11 protein-coding genes are annotated in these 16,520 nt (G+C 71.5%); 1 reads left to right on the forward strand and 10 read right to left on the reverse strand.

Annotation, left to right across the window (positions count from 1 at the left end; translation table 11 throughout):
* The first annotated feature begins 51 nt into the window (after positions 1–51).
* Positions 52–1,065, forward strand: a complete 1,014-nt coding sequence (locus tag AC5P1B_RS22495) for an SDR family oxidoreductase (RefSeq protein WP_493889162.1) — start codon at positions 52–54, stop codon at positions 1,063–1,065.
* 95 nt (positions 1,066–1,160) lie between these two features.
* Here the strand turns inward: AC5P1B_RS22495 and AC5P1B_RS22500 are convergent, their stop codons facing one another.
* From AC5P1B_RS22500 to cobT, 10 genes are all read right to left on the reverse strand, one after another.
* Positions 1,161–2,126: a helix-turn-helix transcriptional regulator gene (locus tag AC5P1B_RS22500; RefSeq protein WP_493889164.1), complete on the reverse strand. Its 966-nt coding sequence runs from the start codon at positions 2,124–2,126 to the stop codon at positions 1,161–1,163.
* An 87-nt stretch (positions 2,127–2,213) separates the two neighbouring features.
* Positions 2,214–4,919, reverse strand: coding sequence for a pyruvate dehydrogenase (acetyl-transferring), homodimeric type (gene aceE / locus AC5P1B_RS22505; RefSeq protein ID WP_493889166.1), 2,706 nt, complete (start codon positions 4,917–4,919; stop codon positions 2,214–2,216).
* 473 nt (positions 4,920–5,392) lie between these two features.
* The gene (locus AC5P1B_RS22510; protein WP_493889167.1) at positions 5,393–6,016 is read right to left on the reverse strand and encodes a GntR family transcriptional regulator; all 624 of its coding nucleotides are present in this window, start codon (positions 6,014–6,016) and stop codon (positions 5,393–5,395) included.
* A 289-nt stretch (positions 6,017–6,305) separates the two neighbouring features.
* The gene (gene sucB / locus AC5P1B_RS22515; protein ID WP_493889169.1) at positions 6,306–8,081 is read right to left on the reverse strand and encodes a 2-oxoglutarate dehydrogenase, E2 component, dihydrolipoamide succinyltransferase; all 1,776 of its coding nucleotides are present in this window, start codon (positions 8,079–8,081) and stop codon (positions 6,306–6,308) included.
* A gap of 50 nt (positions 8,082–8,131) precedes the next feature.
* On the reverse strand, positions 8,132–9,520 hold the full coding sequence (gene lpdA / locus AC5P1B_RS22520) for a dihydrolipoyl dehydrogenase (protein WP_493889171.1): 1,389 nt from the start codon (positions 9,518–9,520) through the stop codon (positions 8,132–8,134).
* Positions 9,521–9,953: 433 nt separating this feature from the next.
* Positions 9,954–11,489, reverse strand: coding sequence for a leucyl aminopeptidase (locus tag AC5P1B_RS22525; protein WP_493889173.1), 1,536 nt, complete (start codon positions 11,487–11,489; stop codon positions 9,954–9,956).
* Positions 11,490–11,965: 476 nt separating this feature from the next.
* The gene (locus tag AC5P1B_RS22530; protein WP_493889174.1) at positions 11,966–12,811 is read right to left on the reverse strand and encodes an adenosylcobinamide-GDP ribazoletransferase; all 846 of its coding nucleotides are present in this window, start codon (positions 12,809–12,811) and stop codon (positions 11,966–11,968) included.
* Between the two features lie 84 nt (positions 12,812–12,895).
* Positions 12,896–13,603, reverse strand: coding sequence for a hypothetical protein (locus tag AC5P1B_RS22535; RefSeq protein ID WP_493889176.1), 708 nt, complete (start codon positions 13,601–13,603; stop codon positions 12,896–12,898).
* The gene (locus tag AC5P1B_RS22540) at positions 13,600–15,363 is read right to left on the reverse strand and encodes a phosphatidylglycerol lysyltransferase domain-containing protein (RefSeq protein ID WP_493889178.1); all 1,764 of its coding nucleotides are present in this window, start codon (positions 15,361–15,363) and stop codon (positions 13,600–13,602) included. Before AC5P1B_RS22540 ends, AC5P1B_RS22535 begins: the two co-directional genes overlap by 4 nt.
* A gap of 94 nt (positions 15,364–15,457) precedes the next feature.
* The gene (gene cobT, locus AC5P1B_RS22545; RefSeq protein WP_493889179.1) at positions 15,458–16,504 is read right to left on the reverse strand and encodes a nicotinate-nucleotide--dimethylbenzimidazole phosphoribosyltransferase; all 1,047 of its coding nucleotides are present in this window, start codon (positions 16,502–16,504) and stop codon (positions 15,458–15,460) included.
* Between the last annotated feature and the right edge of the window lie 16 nt (positions 16,505–16,520).

Here is a 16,520-nt window from a genome sequence, read left to right on the forward strand (position 1 = left end):
ACACGTGCGGACGAACCGGCTCGCGCATCACGACGGAAATTACGACAGAGGATGTCCACATTGACTGGAAGGGTCGTCCGTACGCAACAGCAGCACAACCCGAAGGGACGTACGTACGTGGAGACTCAGGGCTCACTCGCACTGTCGGACAAGGTCGCACTCGTCGCCGGGGCCACCCGGGGAGCGAGCCGCGCGATCGCCGTGGCACTGGGGGCGGCGGGCGCCACGGTGTACGTGACCGGCCGTACGACGCGCAAGCCCGGAGGCACCGGCGGTGAGGTGGTGACGAGCGAGGTCGGCCGCTCGGAGACCATCGAGGAGACGGCGGAACTGGTGACGGCGGCCGGGGGCACCGGCATCGCGGTGCGCACCGACCACCTGGAGCGGGACCAGGTGCGGGCGCTGGTCGAGCGGATCGACACCGAGCAGGGACGGCTGGACATCCTGGTGAACGGGATGTGGGGCGGCGACCGGCTGATCGAGTTCGAGACGAAGGCGTGGGAGGTCGACCTGGACAAGGGGCTGCGCATGCTGCGGCTCGGCGTGGAGACGCACCTCATCACCAGTCACTACGCGCTGCCGCTGCTGATCCGGCGGCCTGGCGGGCTGCTGGTCGAGATGACCGACGGGACGGCCGAATTCAACAAGACCTACCGCGGCAACCTCTTCTTCGACCTCGCGAAGAACGCCCCGATCCGGGCGGCGTTCGGTCTCGCCACCGAGCTGAGGGAGTACGGCGGCACGGCCGTCAGCGTGTCGCCGGGCTTTCTGCGGTCGGAGGAGATGCTGGACCACTTCGGGGTGACCGAGGCGAACTGGCGCGACGCGGTACGGCAGGAGCCGCACTTCGCTGTCGCGGAATCCCCGGCCTTCGTGGGAAAGGCGGTCGCCGCACTCGCCGCCGACAAGGACAGGGCGCGCTGGAACGGCGACTCGGTCTTCAGCGGTGAACTCGCCAAGGCGTACGGCTTCACCGACACCGACGGGTCGCAGCCGGACGCCATCGGCTACTTCCGTGACGTCGTCTTCGGCGGCAAGGAGGGGACGGCCGAGGACTACCGCTAGCGTGCGCAGCTCCTGGCGGGACGCATGGGGTGCGGGCGCGCGGGGTGCGGGCGCGGACAGGGCGGCGCGCCAGGCGCACAGGGCGGGGTGGCGCGCTACGCGTACAGTGCGGCTGCCCGCGCCATCGCTGCCGCGAAGCGCTGACGCAGCTCCGGCGGCTCCAGCACCTCGCTTTCGGGGCCGAGGGTGAGTAGCTGGCCGTAGGCGACGTCCAGCGACTCGACGGGCAGGGTGACCGTGATCCGGCCCTGCCCGTCGGGCTCGCCGGCCGCCGCGATGGCTTCCTGGGACGCCGCACGGTCCACCACGTACGGCAGCCGCCACGCCCCCAGTTCGCTCAGCCGCAGCACGACCTCCGTGCGCAGCAGGGAACGGGCGAACTGCGCCGCCCGCTCCGCCCAGAACTCGGGCAGCTCGAAGTCGCGGTCCCGGTCGAAGTGCTCCTGGGTGAGCTCCACGGCGGTGAAGCGGTCTACGCGGTAGACCCGCAGGTCACCCTCCGACCGCGCCGCCAGATACCAGATGCCGCCCTTCAGCACGAGACCGTACGGGTCCAGGACGCGCTCCACCTCCGACTCACCACGGCGATACCGCCCGGTCATCCGCCGGTCGTCCCAGACCGCGTCCGCTATCACCGGCAGCAGCTCGGGCGTGCTCGGCTCCTGATACCAGGCGGGCGCGTCCAGGTGGAAGCGCTGGGCCGCGCCGTCCGCCGCGTCGCTCAACTCCGGGAGGAGCGCCGCCGACACCTTCAGCCGGGCGGCCGACGCCGCGTCGGCGAGCCCCATCTCGCGCAGCGCGGACGGCACTCCGGACAGGAACAGCGCCTCCGCCTCGGTCCGGCCGAGGCCGGTGAGCCGGGTGCGGTACCCGCCGATCAGGCGGTATCCACCGGCCCGCCCACGGTCCGCGTACACCGGGACCCCGGCCTCTGACAGGGCCAGCACGTCCCTGGAGACCGTACGCTCCGATACCTCAAGTTGCCGCGCCAGCTCGGCACCCGTCATCGACGGCCGGGACTGGAGCAGCAGCACCATCTTGATCAGTCGGGCCGCGCGCATGACGTCATCATGCACGCGGCCACTGACAGCCGCCGACCCTGGGGTGAGATCACATCGCCGCAGCGCTGAGAACCTGGGGGACGAGCCTCAGAGCCCGTAGCGCTCGGCGGCCTCCCGTATCGTCTCCGGCTTGACGTCGCCGCGCTTGGCCAGCGCCGCGAGCGCGGCGACCACGATCGACTGCGGGTCCACGCCGAAGTGACGGCGGGCCGCCTCACGGGTGTCGGACAGACCGAAGCCGTCCGTGCCGATCGACGTCCAGTCCTGCTCCACCCAGGGGGCGATCTGGTCGGGGACCGCGCGCATCCAGTCGCTGACGGCGAGGACCGGGCCCGGTGCGCCGGCCAGGGCACGGTTGACGTACGGGACCCGGTCCTCTCCCTTGAGCTGCGCCGCGTCACAGGACAGGGCGTCGCGGCGCAGCTCGGTCCAGGAGGGTGCCGACCATACGTCGGCGGAGACACCCCAGTCCTCGGCGAGAAGCCGCTGGGCGTCGAGCGCCCAGTGGATGGCGGTGCCGGAGGCGAGCAGCTGAAGGCGCGGGCTGTCGTCGCCCGCCGCTGCCGCCTCCTGGAAGCGGTAGAGACCCTTGAGGATGCCCTCCTCCACGCCCTCGGGCATGGCGGGCTGCACCTTGGTCTCGTTGTAGACGGTCATGTAGTAGAAGACGTCCTCCGCCTCCGGACCGTACATCCGGCGCAGGCCCTCCTTGACGATCACCGAGACCTCGTAGGCGAAGGCCGGGTCGTAGGAGATCGCTGCCGGGTTGGTCGAGGCGATGAGATGCGAATGGCCGTCGGCGTGCTGCAGGCCCTCGCCGGTCATCGTCGTACGGCCCGCCGTCGCTCCGATGACGAAGCCGCGCCCGAGCTGGTCGGCGAGCGCCCAGAACTGGTCGGCGGTGCGCTGCCAGCCGAACATCGAGTAGAAGATGTAGAAGGGGATCATCGGCTCGCCATGCGTGGCGTACGCCGTCGCCGCCGCGGTGAACTCCGCCAGCGAACCCGCTTCGGTGATGCCCTCGTTCAGGACTTGGCCGTCCTTGGCCTCCTTGTAGTAAAGGAGCTGGTCGCGGTCGACCGGGTCGTAGGTCTGGCCGACGGGCGAGTAGATCCCGGCCGACGGGAACAGCGACTCCATGCCGAACGTCCGGGCCTCGTCCGGGACGATCGGCACCCAGCGGTGGCCGGTCTCCTTGTCCCGCATGAGGTCCTTCACGAGCCGGACGAACGCCATCGTCGTGGCGATCTCCTGGCTGCCCGACCCCTTCTGCAGCGCCTCGAACGGCTTGGCGGGCGGGGCGGGCAGCGGCTTGGGCACGACCTTGCGGGCCGGGGCGGGACCGCCGAGGGCGGCGCGCCGCTCGCGCAGATACTGGATCTCGGGCGAGTTCTCACCGGGATGCGCGTACGGCACGAGGTCGACGTCCAGCGCGCTGTCCGGGATGGGCAGCTCCAGCAGGTCCCGCATGGCACGGAACTCCTTGCCCGTCAGCTTCTTCATCTGGTGGTTGGCGTTGCGGGACTCAAACGCGGGACCGAGCGTGTAGCCCTTGACGGTCTGCGCGAGGATCACGGTCGGCGCGCCCTTGTGCTCCACGGCCGCGCGGTACGCCGCGTAGACCTTGCGCGGCTCGTGTCCCGCGCGGGAGGTCTGGAACAGCTCAAGCAGCTTCGCGTCGCTCAGCTCGCGGCCGATCGCCGCGAGCTCGGGGCGCGCGCCGAAGAAGTGCTCCCGCAGATACGCGGCGTCACGCGTCGCGTACGTCTGGAACTGGGCGTCGGGCACCTCGCGCAGGCGGTGCAGCAGGGCGCCCTCGCTGTCACGGGCGAAGACCTCGTCCCAGGCGGCGCCCCACAGCGACTTGACGACGTTCCACCCGGCGGCGCGGAACTGGGCCTCCAGCTCCTGAACGATCTTGAAGTTGGGCCGCACCGGGCCGTCGAGCCGCTGGAGGTTGCAGTTGATGACGAACGTCAGGTTGTCCAGGCCCTCGCGGCCCGCCAGCGCGAGGGCGGCGGTCGACTCGGGCTCGTCCATCTCGCCGTCACCGAGGAACGCCCACACGTGCGAGCTGGAGGTGTCCTTGACGCCCCGGTGCTCCAGGTAGCGGTTGAAGCGGGCCTGGTAGATCGCGGAGAGCGGGCCGAGGCCCATGGAGACGGTGGGGAACTCCCACAGCCACGGGAGCCGACGCGGGTGCGGGTAGGAGGGGAGCCCCGGGACGGCGCCGCCGCCAGCCTCCTGGCGGAAGCGGTCGAGGTGGGCTTCGGTGAGCCGGCCGTCGAGGAAGGCGCGGGCGTAGATACCGGGGGAGGCGTGGCCCTGGATGTACAGCTGGTCGCCGGAACCGGCCGCGTCAGCGGCTTCCTTGCCCCGGAAGAAGTGCTGGAAGCCCGTCTCGTAGAGCCAGGCGGCGGAGGCGAAGGTGGCGATGTGCCCGCCGAGGCCGAAGCGTGCGCCACGGGTGACCATCGCGGCGGCGTTCCACCGGTTCCACGCGGTGATCCGCGCCTCCATCGCCTCGTCGCCGGGGAAAGCGGGCTCGGCGGCGGTGGGGATGGTGTTGACGTAATCGGTCTCCAGCAGGGCGGGCAGGCCGAAGCGGCCTTCCGCGGACTGGGTGGTGTGCGCGGCGTGCTCAAGCGTGCGGCGCATCAGGTAGGCGGCGCGGTGGGGGCCTGCCGCCTTCGTCACGGCGTCAAGCGACTCCCGCCATTCGGCGGTCTCCTGCGGGTCCCGGTCCGGGATCTGGTCGAGCTGTGCGTAAGGAACGCCTACGGGGTCGGGCATGGGTGGCCCCTTTCCGGACGGTGCAGCTTTGAGCTTGAGCTTGGGCTGTGAGCTTGGGTTGCGGGCAGGGGTGTCGCGCCCGTGTTCGACGATACGCGTCTGATCGATGATCGATCAATGGCGCCTCTACGAATCCGTAAAAGTCGGCACGGAGTGCCGTTTTCTTCGGCACGGAGTGCCGGGGTTTTCGGGCTCTGCCCGGGTGGGGCTCCGCCCAGGTGGGGTGGGTGTGGTGGGTCTGACGGGGCGCGTGAGCCGTGTGGTGTCCGGTGGCGGGTTTCGTTTCCTGGGGCTTCGCCCCAGGCCCCAGCCCTCAATCGCCGGACGGGCTTAATCGGATGCCTCATCCATCGGGCACGTACGACGGGTGCCCTATGGCGCCAGGTTGATGGGCCCCCAGCCGCCGGAGTTTCGTCCTCAATCGCCGGACGGGCTTAATCGGATGCCTCATCCGTCGGACGGGCTGCGGCGGGTCAGAGTTTTGGGGCGCAGCTGAGGACGTGGGTTCTCAGGAGTTCGCCTATGTGGGGGTCGTGGCGGCGGAAGGCGTCGACGATCTGCTGGTGCTCGTCGGCGTGGGAGCGGGGTTCCGGGCTGAGCCAGCGGATGGACAGGGTCGTCCAGACCTCGATACCCAGGGACTCCCAGGTGTGCAGGAGGACGCTGTTGCCGGAGGCTCGTACTATCTCGCGGTGGAAGGCGACCGTGTGCCTGACCTGGGCTTCTCCGTCGTGTTCGCGGTCGGCGTCGCGGAGTGCGGCCACCTCGCGCTCCAGTGCCGTGGCGTCCTTCATCAGCTGTGAGGCGGCCAGCTCGGCGGCCACCTGCTCCAGCCCGGCGCGCACCGGGTAGCTCTCCTTGAGGTCGTCGGCGGTGAGGTTGCGGACCCGCACGCCCTTGTTGGGGGCCGACTCGATCAGCCGCAGCGACTCCAGTTCGCGCAGCGCCTCCCGTACGGGCGTCTGGCTGACCTCCAGCTCGACGGCGATGTGCCGCTCCACGATCCGCTGGCCCGGCTGCCATCGGCCGCTGACGATCCCCTCAAGGATGTGCTCGCGGATCTGCTCGCGCAGCGAATGGACGACGGGCGGGGTCATAAAAGCGCTCCTTGCGGTCGCGCGCTGTATGAGGGTGAGCGCGGTGAACGAGGGCCATTATCCCGGTATCCCGGTATCGCGGTCGCCGACCGTATCCCCGCCCCTCGTCCCCGTATCCCTGTCCCCGCATGTCCGTCCTGTAGCGCGGCAGCGATACGTTCCCGTCCGGACGGTGGGAACCGTCCGCTCGGGAGGAGTGGCAGCCGGCGGGATGCGGGAAAGGGCCCGGCCCCGGTTCATGGGATGAACCGGGGCCGGGCCGTTACCGCGTGTTCGGCGGCGGTGTTGTTCAGAGGCCGAGCTCGACCTCGAACTCACCGGCCTCCAGGACTGCTTTCACGGCACCCAGGTAGCGGGCGGCGTCGGCGCCGTCCACCAGGCGGTGGTCGTAGGAAAGCGTCAGGTAGGTCATGTGGCGGACGGCGATGGTCTCGCCGAGCTCCGGGTGGTCGATGACCACGGGGCGCTTGACGGTCGCACCGATGCCCAGGATGGCCACCTGGTTCGGGGGCACGATGATCGTGTCGAACAGCGCACCGCGCGAGCCGGTGTTGCTGATGGTGAACGTCGCACCGGCCAGGTCGTCCGGGCTGATCTTGTTCGCCCGGACCTTGCCCGCCAGCTCCGCCGTCTTACGGGCGATGCCGGCGAGGTTGAGGTCACCCGCGCCCTTGATGACCGGGGTCATCAGGCCCTTCTCGGCGTCCACAGCGATACCGACGTTCTCGGTGTCGAAGTAGGTGATCGTGCCGTCGGCCTCGTTGATCCGGGCGTTGACGGCCGGGTGGGCCTTCGCTGCCTGGACGGCGGCCTTGACGAAGAACGGCATCGGCGAGAGCTTGACGCCCTCACGCTGCGCGAAGGCGTCCTTCGCACGGGCCCGCAGCTTCATGATCTTGGTGACGTCCACCTCGACCACGCTGGACAGCTGCGCCTGCTCGTGCAGGGCCTTCAGCATGTTGTCGCCGATGACCTTGCGGATGCGCGGCATCTTGATGGTCTGGCCACGCAGCGGCGACGCCTCAAGCGCCGGGGCCTTCGGTGCCGCGGCGGCCGCGGGCGCCGGAGCGGCGCTCGCCGCCTTCGCGGCCTCGGCGGCGTCGATGACGTCCTGCTTGCGGATGCGGCCACCGACGCCGGTGCCCTTGACCGTGGACAGGTTGACGCCGCTCTCCGAGGCCAGCTTGCGCACCAGCGGAGTGACGTACGCGCCCTCGGCGTCAGCCGACGCCGGAGCCGCCGGGGCGGCAGCCGGAGCCGGAGCGGGCACCGGGGCGGCCGGGGTCGGCTCCGGAGCGACCGGAGCCGGGGTGGCCGCCTGCGGGGCGGGAGCCGACGGAGCCTGCGGGGCGGGCGCCGGAGCGGCCTGCTTCGGGGCTTCCTGCGCCGGGGCCGGAGCGGCCGGAGCGGGGGCGGCGGCCGGAGCGGCAGCACCCGCGGCGCCGATCACGGCCAGCTTCGCGCCGACCTCAGCGGTCTCGTCCTCGCCGATCACGATCTCCAGCAGCGTGCCGGAGGCCGGGGCCGGGATCTCGGTGTCGACCTTGTCGGTGGAGACCTCAAGCAGCGGCTCGTCGGCCTCGACCGAGTCGCCGACGGCCTTCAGCCAGCGGGTGACGGTGCCTTCGGTCACGGACTCGCCCAGTGCGGGCAGCGTGACAGCGGTGCCTTCGGCGCCACCGGCCGGAGCCGCCGCCTGGGCGGGAGCCTCGGCCTGCGCCGGGGCCGGAGCCGGGGCCTCGGCCCGCGCCGGAGCCGGGGTCGGCTCGGGCTGGGCGGCCGGGGTGGGCTCGGGCTGCGCGGCGGGGGCTTCGGCGGGGGCGCCGGAGCCGTCGTCGATGATGGCCAGCTCTGCGCCGACCTCCACCGTCTCGTCCTCGGCCACCTTGATGGAGGCGAGGACGCCGGACGCGGGGGCCGGGATCTCGGTGTCGACCTTGTCGGTCGAGACTTCGAGCAGCGGCTCGTCGGCCTCGACGCGTTCACCCTCGGCCTTGAGCCAGCGGGTGACGGTGCCCTCAGAGACGCTCTCGCCGAGCGCCGGCAGGGTTACGGAAACCGCCATGGTTTCGGTTGCTCCTAACGATCTTGCGGATGTGGTCGCGCCCGGGACTGCTAGTCGTGCGAGTGCAGAGGCTTGCCGGCCAGAGCCAGGTGGGCCTCGCCGAGGGCTTCGTTCTGCGTCGGGTGTGCGTGGATGAGCTGCGCCACCTCGGCGGGCAGTGCCTCCCAGTTGTAGATCAGCTGCGCTTCGCCGACCTGCTCGCCCATACGGTCACCGACCATGTGGACACCGACCACGGCGCCGTCACGCACCTGGACGAGCTTGATCTCGCCCGTCGTCTTCAGAATCCTGCTCTTGCCGTTGCCGCCGAGGTTGTACTTCAGAGCGACGACCTTGTCGGCACCGTACAGCTCCTTGGCCTTCTCCTCGGTGATGCCGACGGAGGCGACCTCGGGGTGGCAGTACGTGACGCGCGGCACGCCGTCGTAGTCGATCGGCACGGTCTGAAGACCGGCCAGCCGCTCCGCTACCAGGATGCCCTCGGCGAAGCCGACGTGCGCGAGCTGGAGCGTCGGGACGAGGTCACCGACGGCCGAGATGGTCGGGACGTTCGTCCGCATGTACTCGTCCACGAGGACGTAGCCGCGGTCCATAGTGACCCCGGCCTCCTCGTAGCCCAGGCCCTGCGAGACCGGGCCGCGGCCGACGGCGACGAGCAGCAGCTCGGCCTCGAAGGTCTTGCCGTTCTCCAGCGAGACCTTCACACCGTCGGCGGTGTACTCGACGCCCGAGAAGCGGGAGCCGAGGGAGAACTTGATGCCGCGCTTGCGGAAGGCGCGCTCCAGCAGCTTGGAGCTGTTCACGTCCTCGACGGGGACGAGGTTCGGCAGCGCCTCGACGATGGTCACGTCGGTCCCGAAGGACTTCCACGCGGAAGCGAACTCGACGCCGATGACGCCGCCGCCGAGCACGATCGCGGACTGGGGCACGCGGTCGATGACCAGCGCGTGGTCCGAGGAGATGACGCGGTTGCCGTCGATCTCCAGGCCGGGCAGCGACTTCGGCACGGAGCCGGTCGCGAGCAGGATGTGGCGGCCCTCGTAACGCTGGCCGTTCACGTCCACGGATGTCGGGGAGGACAGTCGGCCCTCGCCCTCCACGTACGTCACCTTGCGGCTGGCGATCAGGCCCTGCAGGCCCTTGTACAGGCCGGAGATCACGCCGTCCTTGTACTTGTGGACCGCCGCGATGTCGATGCCCTCGAAGCTGGCCTTGACGCCGAACTCGGCGCTTTCGCGAGCCTGGTCGGCGATCTCACCGGCGTGCAGAAGCGCCTTGGTGGGGATGCAGCCGTTGTGCAGGCAGGTGCCGCCGACCTTGTCCTTCTCGATCAGTGCGACGTCCAGGCCCAGCTGAGCTCCGCGCAGGGCAGCGGCATAGCCACCGCTGCCGCCCCCGAGGATCACTAGGTCGAAAACGGTGCTGGCGTCGTTCGCCACGTCACGTCCTCCATGCATGGGTACGCCGGAGCCGGTCACTCCGCTGCGCTTCGGTTTCTCTGCTGTCTCCAGCAGAGCCTACGGAAGCAGAGCCCGTGACCGGGCGGCGGCTGTTGTTCGGCCGCTGTAATACTCGGCCCTGCGGTCTGGCTCGGTGTGTGAGTGAGCCGGGGGCCCTGTCCTGCCGAGACAACATCTTCGCACTTGTTGCCGGGTGACGGGACGGCGGGCCGGGGTCTGAGGTGGGCTAAAGCGGGTGTATGCCCATAAAGACGGACACACGAGACGGTCGGCGCTACACCTACCGGCGAGTAGATCGCTCTCAGCGAACGCGCGACGGCCCCGGGCGCAGTCGCACGGGGCCGTGGGTACCGCGACGTTCATCCGGGGGCCGGTGTCCGTATGCCGGGTCCCCCGGATCAAGCCGGGCTGGTCAGCCCAGGTCGCCGGCGGCGGTGCGCTCGGCGAGCCGGACCAGGGTGCGTACGGCGGAACCGGTGCCGCCCTTGTGGGTGTACCCGTACGGCGCGCTCTCGTGGAACGCGGGGCCCGCGATGTCCAGGTGCGCCCAGGTGATGCCCTCGCCGACGAACTCCTGGAGGAACAGACCGGCGACCAGACCGCCGCCCGCCCGCTCACCCATGTTGGAGATGTCGGCGACCGGGGAGTCCATGGCCTTGAGCAGCTCCGGCGGCATCGGCATGGGCCAGGACTGCTCGCCGGCCTCCTGCGAGACCTCGTGGATCGTCGTACGGAACGCGTCGTCGTTCGACATGATCCCGAAGGTGCGGTTGCCGAGCGCGAGGACCATCGCGCCGGTCAGCGTCGCCACGTCGATGATCGCGTCCGGGTTCTCCTCCGAGGCGCGGGTGAGCGCGTCGGCGAGCACCAGGCGGCCCTCGGCGTCGGTGTTCAGCACCTCGACCGTCTTGCCGCTGTACATGGTCAGCACGTCGCCGGGGCGGGTGGCCGAGCCCGACGGCATGTTCTCGGCGAGCGCCAGCCAGCCGGTGACGTTGACCTCAAGGCCCAGCCTGGCCGCGGCCACGACGGTCGCGAACACGGCGGCCGCGCCGCTCATGTCGCACTTCATCGTCTCGTTGTGCCCGGCGGGCTTGAGGGAGATGCCTCCCGAGTCGTACGTGATGCCCTTGCCGACCAGTGCGAGGGTCTTGCTCGCCTTGGGGTGCGTGTAGGCGAGCTTCACCAGGCGGGGCGGGTTCTCCGAGCCCTGGCCGACGCCCAGCAGGCCGCCGTAGCCGCCCTTCTTCAGCGCCTTCTCGTCCAGCACCTCGACCTTGAGGCCGTACTCCTTGGCCGCCGTCTGCGCCTCGGCCGCGAAGGTCTTCGGGTTCAGGTCGTTGGACGGCATGTTGACCAGGTCCCGGGCGCGGTTGACCTCGCTCGCCACGGCGATGGCCCGCTCTGCCGCGGCTTTGAACTCCTTGTCGCGCGGCTTGCCCCCGAGCACGGCGATCTCGGCGAGCGGCGCACGGTTCGCCGCGGCCTTGCCCTTGCCCTTGCCGTTGGCCGAGGCGCGGTAGGCGGTGAAGGCGTAGGCGCCGAGCAGCGCGCCCTCGGCGATGGCGGCGACGTCATGCGCGTCGTCCACCGGCAGCGCGAACGCGCCCTTCTTCGCACCGGCCAGCGCGCGGGCGGCGGCACCGGCGGCCCGACGCAGCACCTCGGCGTCGAAGACCTCGTCGTCGGCGGGGCTGTCCCCGAGGCCGACAGCCAGCACGACCGGGGCCTTGAGACCGGACGCGGCGGGGAGCTTGGTGACCTCGCCCTCACCGCCGGTCGCGCCGAGCGTTTCGAGGACGGCGGCCAGCTTCCCGCCGAACGCCTTGTCGATGGCCTCGCCGCCCTGTGCGACGACGGGGCCCTTGGCGCCCTTCGCCACACCGACGACGATGGCGTCCGCACGCAGTGAGGTCGCACTGGACGTGCTGAGAGTCAGAGCAGTCACGGTGGTGGGGTCTCTCTTCCGTTGAAAAGTCACGGCCGTTGGGTGGGCCGACCGCGCCGGTGGGCATCGTATGCGCCGGTCCCTGACAGGGAGCGGCCTGGTGCGGCGGTCGTGGCGGCCATCGCGAGCCTAACTCGCGCTGTACGGGGCGTGTTATGCGCACGACGCGGTGGCCGGCCTGCGCCGTGTGCGGCGGATCGTGTTGGGGGAGTTCCTGTGTGCGCGTCGCGGACCGCGGGTGCGTGGTGGCCGGTCGCGCGGTTCCCCGCGCCCCTGACGGGGGATGCCCCTGCGCTGGGCCGGGGCTGCTTCCTCACGACGCCCCCGGGTGGGGCTCGCGCGGTAACGTGCCGAGATCCGGGGTGCGGTGATCCCGGCCGACCGCGGCTGACCACAGCCGTCAGCTGACGGTGCGGGCGTGTCGCGGCGCGGAACGGGAGCGTCCGGCTTGTTCCCGGGTGCCAGGTGATGGCCGGTCAGCCACACGCCAGCACGACCAGGGCCGCCGTCGCCCCTGTTTCGGCCAGGGCGCCGAACACATCGCCCGTCGCCCCGCCGAAGCGGCGTCGGCAGTGCCGTAGCAGGAGTTCGGCGGCGGCCAGCGCGATGAGCACCGCGAGTCCGTGCCGCAGCGCGCCGTACGGTCCGTCCAGCGCGCCCGCGCCCGCGCAGAGGGCGACGGCCAGGACGGCGGCGATGGCCGCGGCGCGCGCCGGGACCACCCCGGCGACCGCGGCGCCGAGCCCCTCGGGACGGGCCGCCGGGACCCCGGCGCGGCTGGCGAGGGTCAGTGCGCAGCGCGCGGTGAGCGCGGCGACGGCCACGGCGAGCGCGCCGCGCGCCCAGTGGTCCGCGTACAGCTCGTACACGACGGCGACCTGGGCGAGCAGCACGAACAGCAGGGTGATGACGCCGAACGGGCCGATGTCGGAGCGCTTCATGATGCTCAGCGCCTCATCGGCGGGCTTCGCGCTGCCTAGGCCGTCCGCGGTGTCGGCGAGGCCGTCGAGGTGCAGGCCACGGGTCGCCACCGCGGGCACGGCCACCGTGGCGACGGCGGCGAGCAGCGGCCCGCCACCACAGAGCATGAGCAGCCCCCCGGCACCGGCGGCCGCCAGCCCGACGGTCAGCCCGGCCAGCGGAGCGCACAGCATGCCCGCACGCGCTGCCTCCCGGTCCCAGCGGGTCACCCGCACCGGCAGCGCGGTGAGCGTGCCGAAGGCGAACCGCAGCCCGTCGACGAGCGTGCCGGAACCGGCGCGCGGCGGGCGGACCGGCCGAGCGGGCGGCTGACGCGGGGGCTGGGAAGGCGTGGTGTCCATCGGGCCGCAGGCTATCGCGCACCCGCTGAGCGGCCTGGCGGGGCCCTGAGGCGCGGGGGGAGGCCGCGGACCGGCGGCGGGCGCTCAGCCGCCCGGCGCGCGGGCCCCCGGCCGGGCCGCGCGGTCGGCGCGTGCTCGGCGCCGTTGCCGGTACGTGCTCACCGCGCACACCGTGAGCACCGCCACGACCGCGGCCACATGCTCCTTGCCCGCCAGGTTCGGCTTGATGAACGCCTCCGCCACCATCGCCGCCACCACCAGCGCACAGGTCAACCGGGCCCGGTGGCGCCAGCACACGTACACCGCCAGCCCGACGACCGCCGCCGAGGGCCCGGTGTCGTGCACGGCCGCGTCGGAGGCGGGCAGGCCGAGGAGGCCGCCGGGGCCGACCGCGATACCCAGGCGCGCGTACGTCGTGCCGGCCAGGGTGGCCACGTACGCGATCAGCAGGGTGCGGCCACGGCCCAGCGCCAGCTCGCAGATCCCGAACACGACGAGGAGCTGTACGAGGGCGCCCCACACCGGCAGGTCGAGCGCGGGCACGAACAGCGACAGCGGGGTGCGCGGCAGCGCGGACCACCAGGGCTGGGACGCCTGGACCATGCCGAGGAACCGGACCGGCTCATAGCCCCAGGGCTGGTTCTGGACGGCCTGGCACAGGCCGGTCAGGGCGACGGCGACGAGCGTCATCGGGATCGCCGTCACCCCGCCGCGCGCCAGCCCGGCACGTACGGCTCCCAGTAGTGGTCCCCATTCGGCACGCGCGGCCCGGCGCGGTGCCGACAGGCTCACCGCGCGGTTTCCAGGTGCTTGCGGTTCAGCCACTTCGGCAGCCCCGGCGCCTCAAGGAAGCCCTCGGCGCGGGCGCTGGCGAGGCCGATCCGCAACAGGTCGGTGCTCTTCTCGAACAGCAGGTAGCGCGGCTCCCAGATGGGCCGGTACTTCGCGTTGGCGCGGTAGAGCGACTCGATCTGCCACCAGCGTGAGCAGAAGCTGAGCAGTGAGCGCCACAGTCGCAGCACCGGGCCCGCGCCGAGCTTCGCGCCGCGTTCGAAGACCGACCGGAACATCGCGAAGTTCAGCGAGATCTGGGTGACGTCGACCTCCTTCGCGCGCTGGATGAGTTCGATGACCATGAACTCCATCAGCCCGTTCTCGGAGTCGCGGTCGCGCCGCATCAGGTCGAGCGAGAGGCCCTTCGGCCCCCACGGGGCGAAGCTGAGCAGGGCCCTCGGCTCGCCGTCGCCGTCGAAGCACTCCAGCATGACGCAGCGGCCGTCGCGCGGGTCGCCGAGGCGGCCCAGCGCCATCGAGAAGCCGCGCTCGGTCTCACCGTCCCGCCAGTCGTCGGCGAGCCGCACCAGCTCGGCCATCTCGTCGTCGGGGATCTCCTCGTGCCTGCGGATGCGGACGGTGTACCCGGCGCGCTTCACACGGTTGTACGCCTGGCGCACCGTGCGCATCGCGCGGCCGTCGAGGGTGAAGTCGGCGGTCTCCACGAGCGCCTCGTCGCCCAGCTCCAGCGCGTCGAGACCGTGCCGGGCGTAGATGTTGCCGCCGTCCTCGCTGGCGCCCATCACCGCGGGGGCCCAGCCGTGCTCGCGGGCCTCGGCGAGCCAGCGGTCGATCGCGCCCGGCCATGCCTCGGGGTCGCCGATCGGGTCGCCGGAGGCGAGGGAGACGCCGCCCACCACCCGGTAGGTGACGGCGGACTTGCCGGACGGCGACCAGATGACGCTCTTGTCGTGGCGGAGGGCGAAGTAGCCGAGGGAGTCCCGCTCGCCGTGCCGGTCGAGCAGCGCGCGCAGCCTGGCCTCGTCGTCCGGGGTGATCGCGTCCACGGCACGGCGCGAGCGGAAGGCCGCGTACAGGACGAGCAGCAGCAGAAGCGTGCTCATCACGTTGATGACCACATCGACCCAGCCCGGGGTGGCGATCCCGGAGAAGCGGTCGTCGTCGGCGGCGAGCGAGATCAGCCGCGTCACGCCGTACCGCCACCTGGTGAGGAAGCTGGACTCGCCGTCCGGGGCGTCGTTGGTGACCGTGACGAGCAGGGCGGCGAGCAGCGAGCCGACCAGTGTCCCGACGACGGCGACGGCGGCCGCCAGCCTCGCGTTGGACCGGTCGCCCTTCGCGTAGAACTCGCGGCGGCCGACGAGCAGCGCCGCCACGAACAGGGCGGTCAGCACCAGCGAGACCCAGTTCTGGGGGTGCTGGCGGTATTCGTGGAACGGCATGGCGAGGACGAAGGCGGCCAGCAGGAGGCCACTCAACACCAGGTTGAGAATCCACGCGGCGCGTTTACGGCGCCGCATGGTGACCGCCAGGAACAGCGAGAGGGCGGCCGAGAAGAAGCCCGCTGTCAGCAGATACGGGGTGAAATACTCATCGACGTTATGGCGGCGGACGTCGTTGCCGAAGGACACGACTACGGCGCTCAGCAAATTGATGAACGTGACGGCGCGCAGGTACCAGACGGCGAACGCCGCGCTCCGCTGAGCCCACGGGCCCCGCTGCTTGTCTTCATGCGGACTCAAGCGCACTTCTCCCATAAAAGTAGAGCATATGGGGAATGGTGGTTTTGGCGCCGTTCGGGCGATTCCGAGCTACCGCTCCGCAAGTCGGCCCAGCCGCTCCGGCCGGATGTCAGTCCCGTTCGGGCAGCTCCGCCGCCAGGGCGGCGGCCGCCTGCACCATGGGCAGTGCGAGCAGCGCCCCAGTTCCCTCTCCTACGGTGACGCCGTGATCGAGCAGCGGGTTGAGCGCGACCCGGTCCAGGGCCTTCGCCTGCGCGGGCTCGCCGCTGGACTGACCCGCCAGCCACCAGTCGGGGGCCCGGAAAGCGACCCGCTGCGCGACCAGCGCGCACGCCGCCGACACGACGCCGTCCAGGATCACGGGCGTGTGCCGCACCGCGCTCTGCAGCAAAAACCCGGTGATGGCCGCGAGGTCGGCGCCGCCGGAGGCGGCCAGCAGCTCCAGCTGGTCCCCGAGGACCGGCCTGGCCCGGCGCAGGGCGTCACGGATCGCCGCGCACTTGCGCATCCACGCCAGGTCGTCGATGGTCAGCCCGCCCCGGCCGGTGACCACGGAGGCGTCCGTACCGCACAGCGCGGCGATCAGCGTGCTCGCCGCCGTGGTGCCGCCCACGCTGAGGTCGCCGAGAATGACCAGGTCGGTGCCGGAGTCGGCCTCCTCGTCGGCCACGGCCATACCGGCCCGGAACGCCTGCTCCGCCTCCTCGGCGGTCAGCGCGTCCTCGATGTCGATCCGGCCCGACCCGCGGCGCACCCGGTGCCGGGTGACCTCGTCGGGCAGCTCCGCCGGGTCGCAGTCCACAGCCATGTCCACCACGCGCACCGGGGCGTGGTAGCGCCGGGCGAGGATGGCGACGGGGCTGGTGCCGTCGAGCACGTTCCGTACGAGCTGGTGGGTGCTCCCGGCGGGACGGGCGGAGACACCGAGCTCGGCGACCCCGTGGTCACCCGCGAACAGCACCACGCGCGGCCGCTCGACCGGCTTGACCGGCACCGCCGCCTGGGCGGCGGCCAGCCACTCACCGAGCTCGTCGAGACGCCCCAGCGAACCAGGTGGCGCCACGAGCCGGGCGCGACGCTCCTCGGCGTCGCGCCGGACGCTGCCGTCGGGGCGCTCGATCAGGTCGACGAAGTCATCGAGGTGTAGACCGCTCATCCGCCGCACCCTATCG

It is taken from the genome of Streptomyces sp. A01, from assembly GCF_059026195.1.

Coding starts and splice junctions, on each gene's coding strand:
- AC5P1B_RS22495 (WP_493889162.1), top strand. CDS start 52: ATGTCCACATTGACTGGAAGGGTCGTCCGTACGCAACAGCAGCACAAC.
- AC5P1B_RS22500 (WP_493889164.1), bottom strand. CDS start 2,126: ATGCGCGCGGCCCGACTGATCAAGATGGTGCTGCTGCTCCAGTCCCGG.
- aceE (WP_493889166.1), bottom strand. CDS start 4,919: ATGCCCGACCCCGTAGGCGTTCCTTACGCACAGCTCGACCAGATCCCG.
- AC5P1B_RS22510 (WP_493889167.1), bottom strand. CDS start 6,016: ATGACCCCGCCCGTCGTCCATTCGCTGCGCGAGCAGATCCGCGAGCAC.
- sucB (WP_493889169.1), bottom strand. CDS start 8,081: ATGGCGGTTTCCGTAACCCTGCCGGCGCTCGGCGAGAGCGTCTCTGAG.
- AC5P1B_RS22530 (WP_493889174.1), bottom strand. CDS start 12,811: ATGGACACCACGCCTTCCCAGCCCCCGCGTCAGCCGCCCGCTCGGCCG.
- AC5P1B_RS22540 (WP_493889178.1), bottom strand. CDS start 15,363: ATGGGAGAAGTGCGCTTGAGTCCGCATGAAGACAAGCAGCGGGGCCCG.
- cobT (WP_493889179.1), bottom strand. CDS start 16,504: ATGAGCGGTCTACACCTCGATGACTTCGTCGACCTGATCGAGCGCCCC.